The organism is Methyloglobulus sp., from assembly GCF_046714055.1.
Taxonomy (GTDB): domain Bacteria; phylum Pseudomonadota; class Gammaproteobacteria; order Methylococcales; family Methylomonadaceae; genus Methyloglobulus.
Genome location: NZ_JBKKBJ010000058.1, coordinates 1 through 5103 on the forward strand (window position 1 = coordinate 1; position 5103 = coordinate 5103).

The window sequence follows — 5103 nt, forward strand, 5'->3', positions numbered from 1 at the left end:
GCCAAGGTTTGTCCAGAAGGCCACATTGGTGTTCCTATACTTTTCGTCATCGTCCTTAAATTCATGCTGCACCAAATATTTCTGGAAACCCGCATCAGTGAACATATCTGCAAAGCTGACAATCATGATTACGGTAGCCACTACCCCAAAGGCTTCAGGCGCCAGAATCCTGGCCAAAACCATAGTGGTAACGGGAGTGACAATTTTTGCGGCTATTTGGGTTATGGCCGACCATTTTACTGAGCTCGCAACCTTGATTTGGAGGTTATTTTTTGCTGCATTCAATTTATCACCATAATAATCCTTTAAAATCAAATTTTTCATGGCCACCCCTTGGTTAGAGACAAGGCAAGAAATGAGCGGATAATTTTTTGGAATTGTTAATTAAGTATAGCTTTTAGGTCGCCGTTTCGTTTGAGCATTAAAAGCATGACGGAATATTTAAGCATATCCTTGCTTTTGCTATAGCACTTCGACTTTCGGCGTAGCCTAGCCAGAAAATGCCTGAACAAGCTGTTATAGCCTTCAACGGTATAGGTTTCGGCTTTTGATTGGGTATGCAACGCGTACGGAACGAATTTTTCATAAGGACTCCAGTAATCGCTTATGACATCGGTTATGCCATTGTTTTTGATTGCATCCCAGAGCTTTCGTCCGGTGTCGGTGTCGCGGGAGTCCACTTCGCAGTTGAGGAACCGCTTCCCATGTCGATCAACAGCAATCCATATCCATCAATAGTTTTTTTTGAGCCGATATAGGTATGCATTTCATCCATCTCGACCACATCAACACCGGCAGCAGAGCGGATGGCCTCAATGGACTCGCCATGCGCCTTGATCCAGTTGTAGACAGCAACATGGCTGCATTTCAGGAACCGGCCAATGGAACGGAAACCCAATCCTTCCAAGTACAACTGCAGGGCTTCCCGTTTCGTTGCCGGGCATATCCCCCGATGCTGAACGGTATGCCTGTGGCCGCAAGATTTGCATCTGTATCTCTGCTTTTCTTTGACTATGCCGTCTTTGGCACAGTCTAATGAACCACATTTTGGACAACTCATGATACATTCGCTCTATTTGAAATATGCTAATAGTAACATTATCTATACTTAAGATTAACAATGCCATTTTTTTAACATTAAGGGTATCTTGCCAATCATGCTTCTTATCTGTTTTTTTTGATCAAGCGCCAAGTCCCATGAAACCAAATTAAAATAGTGTAGTTCATTATGCAGTTTCTTGACTGTTTCAATGATGTTGTTATATATTGGAATTTCTATATGACTAAACGAGGCCTTGGTAAAGGGATGTATGTCATATTTGTACTCGACACGGGTACGGATTGCGACTTTTGTCCCCCTCTCCCTTCGGGAGAGGGCTGGGGTGAGGGGTTTCTAAAAAGCGCAATCCATGGCCGTTCGCAGTATATAAAAATTTTCCTGATTACCCATAAGCCTCAGCTAATTTCAAAAGTCGACCTGGCATAGGGGGCGTCCGCACGGCAACATAGGCAAAGCGGGGCAGCATGTCTTCCAGTTGGAACCTTCGATTATGCCGGTAGCAGAATTCGGCCAGATAACGCGGCAAATGCTTGGGGTTGATGGCATGGTAAGTGCCCGTGATTGCATTTTTCACATTGCCTATCAGGGTGTTGACCCAAGTAAACTCCGCTTTGGCCACGCTTTGTGGCCCGCCGCCGGTGACCATGCTGTTATGGCCACACCCGGCCTCCGTGACGGCCGAAAAACAAGGCAACCCGTCCGAAATGACCGTGCTGTTTGCTTGTAAATGCCGCTTTGCCCAGCGTGAAATTTCGGTCAGCCGAAAGCCGTTGACCACATCCATGTCCGTCGCCATGGGATGGCCTTGTTCATTCAGGAACACCGCACCGGTTCGGCGATGCCTAAATCCTGGGCCGCCTTGGGGACACCGTCCCGATCTGCGCGTCCGGGCGCTTGTCCTTTAAACTGTGCCGTGTATTTGTTGCGTACTGTTGTCCTGGCTTCTTCTTTCTTGATTTTCATTGCTGACCTCGGTTTGAGAGATTGCTCTCTTAGCCGAGTGTCCGCTAGAGCGGGGCAAGATCAGTGTTTACCTTCCCGCAATTCATTGGCCAGACACCATCTTATATTACTGTCTGGATTTTGGGGTCCACTATAACATTCAAACGCAACAGAACTCGACATTTCACCCTGACCATCTAGCTGCGTGCCGATCATGATAATTACATCCTTCTTCAAGTCGCCCCCAATTCGTCTGCTATGGCTTGGTGCAGGATATCTAGGCCTCGCTGAAGTATGTCGTCCGCAATGGTAAGAGGCGGAAGCAGTTTGAGCACTGCGTCGTCCCTACCTGCTCGTTCGATGACGAGACCGTTGGCAAAGCAGCGGATACCGATTCGCTTAGCTATGGCACCCCCGCCGACTCCGGTCATATCAACACCCCAGATAAGTCCACGACCACGAACCTTGATAGCCTCGTGCAGAGGAGCGATCCGAGTCTCGAGAAAATTCATGACCATCTCCTCGTGTCGCCGAACTTGTGAAGGAAGGTCTGTTTCTGCCGCGAAGTCCAAGGCCGCCGCTGCCGCCACAAAGGCAATCTGATTACCTCGGAAGGTGCCCGTGTGCTCGCCGGGACCCCAAATGTCCAACTCTGGCTTTATCAATACCAGTGACATGGGAAAGCCGATACCTCCGATAGACTTGGACAAGATAACGAGGTCGGGAGAAATTCCCGCCGATTCGAAAGAGAAGAACTCCTTTGTCCGAAAGCAACCCACCTGAATGTCATCAACGATCAGGCACAGATCGTGGGTGCGACAGATCGCTTCGACCCCTCGTAGCCATTCGACGGGTGCCGGATTCACCCCCCCCTCTGCCTGCACCGTTTCCAGGATGACGGCTGCCGGCTTATCCACTCCAGAATGGGTGTCGGTGAGAATTCGCTCCAAGGCGATTAGGCTACCCTCTACTCCCCCAATGTTGGAGGGATAAGGAAGAAAGGCACCATGACCAAGAGGTACGCCAGCCGCAGCACGGCTCTCGGTATTAGCCGTAACCGACAGGGCACCCAGAGACATTCCGTGAAAACCACCGGTAAATGCGAATATGTTGGTGCGGCCTTTGACGCGGCGGGCTATTTTCAGTGCTGCCTCCACGGCATTGGTTCCCGTCGGCCCCGTAAACTGGACTTTATAGACCATGCCCTTGGGCTGCAGCACACGTCGCTCGAAGGTTTCCAGAAAATTGCGTTTGGCAACCGTATGCATGTCCAGAGCATGAAGAATCCGATCTTCGACCAAGAATTCGAGAACACGTCCCTTAATATAGGGATTGTTATGCCCGTAGTTCATAGTGCCAGCTCCGGCAAAGAAGTCGATGAATTCGTTCCCGTCCTCGTCCCAGATCATGGCACCGAGTGCCCGGTCGAAGACGCGAGGGAAGGTTCGGCAGTAGGAACGAACATTGGATTCTAGGGAATTGAAAATTGCGTTATTCATGTTGATTTCCTGTTGATAAAGATAAAATTTCAGATTCCCGCACTACTATCTTTAGCTTGGCGTTGGAGGCATAAGGAACCTCCGGCACCTTGCTCACGACAATGCGGCGGAGAAAATAAACGCGTAAAAATAGGTAAGATGGCAACAGTAATAATTTGGGCAATACTGTGCCTATCATCAGTGTTAGCTTAATAACAATCGAGGTGCTAACTTTTCTTTAATGTTAATTATTTGGGCACTGCTAATTTAATATAACTAACATATTATTCCATCTTGCCATCAGTAGCCTAACGGAGTATTCCAGCATTTTTTGGCACCACTGTCGCATTTTGATTTTCGGCGTAACTTGGCAAGGAAATGCCTGAACAAGCTGCTATACCCCTCAACGGCGAAGGTTTCCGCCTTTGGTTGCGTCGGCTGCGTTTTAGGGGCAAACGCCCCGTAAGGTTGCCGACGGCCCGTCATCACGCGCCCAACTGCCACGTCCGCTATGGCTTGTCAGGGCTTTCCCCCCGTGACAGTCCCCCTGGGGCCCGGTATGCAGCAGAGGAACCGTTTCCAATGTCGAACCAACGGCAATCCATATCCAGCAATAGTTTTTTCGAACTGACATGGCCGTGCATCTTGTCCAGATCGACCATTTGGATAACCCCGTCGTTCTTTATGGCGTCCAACTGCCTGAACCCAAGCTTCCAGGTAGAGTTCCAGCGCTTGGCGCTCCGCCGCCTTGTCCCCAGTGCCGGAACGTTGCGCGACGGTATAGCGACGGTTGAAACCTTTGCATAAATAGCGTTGCCGCCCTTTCATCAAGCCATCTTTGCAACCCGCTCGCTCACCACACAAGGACAATCCATCGCAATCCCCGACGCATGTTAATGATCCAAAACTTACACGGTATCTATATTTAATTAGCAATGCCATTATTTTTTTATCGGCACAAGCCCACAAAACCTATCACCCTTATTTATCAGGCAACGCCAACATTGAACCAAGAATATCATCATAATTCTCAGGGGAGAACTTCTCCATACCACTAGCAGGATAAAACGTCATTTCACCAAAATACACCCTCCGATTAAAATTATAAAAATCCACCCTCACAAAAGGCATGCCCTTAGCCAATATCTGTGCATAGCCGCGCATTTCTTCAAAACACTCCGGCTTATTAACAACTCCCAAAAACCTTGGATAAGTCATTTCAACAGGCAATAAATTCCAATTCAAATCATAAAGATTATTTTTACGCTGCCCATAACGATCAAAATGGACTTCCACAAAATGGGGCTGACCATTAAAACAATAAAATTTATAATCCATTGGAATCTTCCCTTCATCATCCAAAAACTCTTCACAAATAATTCGCGGGACAATATTTTTGTACGGAAACTCTCTTCCATAATAATAATGATTATGAGCCATATACATCTTCAAGAACGCAAAAGCATACCCCCAAGCAACATCTTTTTTATTCTTACAAAGAATATTTTGCCCACTTCCATGTGTAATTTTTAATACAAATGACTCTGGAAGATTATCCAAAACAATATCCTCTACCCGGTCATAAACACCATACAATCTGGTCAAAACATGATCACCAATACG

Annotated in this window: 7 protein-coding genes and 1 pseudogene; all 8 read right to left on the minus strand. The window is 47.6% G+C overall.

Annotated features, from left to right (window positions below):
• Positions 1–324 (minus strand): oligosaccharide flippase family protein (locus ACLQ6D_RS03395; protein WP_411725861.1); only part of this gene is annotated, 324 nt, incomplete at its 3' end.
• A 56-nt stretch (positions 325–380) separates the two neighbouring features.
• Positions 381–1060, minus strand: a protein-coding gene (locus ACLQ6D_RS03400) for an IS1 family transposase (RefSeq protein ID WP_411725862.1) whose coding sequence is annotated in 2 segments (ribosomal slippage) — positions 381–733 and positions 733–1060 — 681 coding nt in all. Because the reading frame shifts where the segments join, the coding sequence is not laid out codon by codon here.
• A gap of 54 nt (positions 1061–1114) precedes the next feature.
• Entirely contained in the window at positions 1115–1342 is a 228-nt protein-coding gene (locus tag ACLQ6D_RS03405) for a sugar-transfer associated ATP-grasp domain-containing protein (RefSeq protein WP_411725868.1), read from the minus strand.
• 100 nt (positions 1343–1442) lie between these two features.
• Positions 1443–1886, minus strand: a pseudogene (locus ACLQ6D_RS03410) (IS1595 family transposase); the annotation flags it as partial.
• Complete coding sequence (locus ACLQ6D_RS03415) at positions 1874–2023, minus strand: hypothetical protein (protein WP_411725863.1); 150 nt, start codon at positions 2021–2023, stop codon at positions 1874–1876. The gene ACLQ6D_RS03415 and the pseudogene ACLQ6D_RS03410, both read right to left, overlap by 13 nt.
• A 212-nt stretch (positions 2024–2235) precedes the next feature.
• Positions 2236–3501, minus strand: coding sequence for a diaminobutyrate--2-oxoglutarate transaminase (ectB, locus tag ACLQ6D_RS03420; protein WP_411725864.1), 1266 nt, complete (start codon positions 3499–3501; stop codon positions 2236–2238).
• 498 nt (positions 3502–3999) lie between these two features.
• Positions 4000–4344: a hypothetical protein gene (locus ACLQ6D_RS03425; protein WP_411725866.1), complete on the minus strand. Its 345-nt coding sequence runs from the start codon at positions 4342–4344 to the stop codon at positions 4000–4002.
• A 117-nt stretch (positions 4345–4461) separates the two neighbouring features.
• A partial coding sequence (locus ACLQ6D_RS03430) for an ATP-grasp fold amidoligase family protein (protein WP_411725867.1) occupies positions 4462–5103 on the minus strand: 642 nt, incomplete at its 5' end.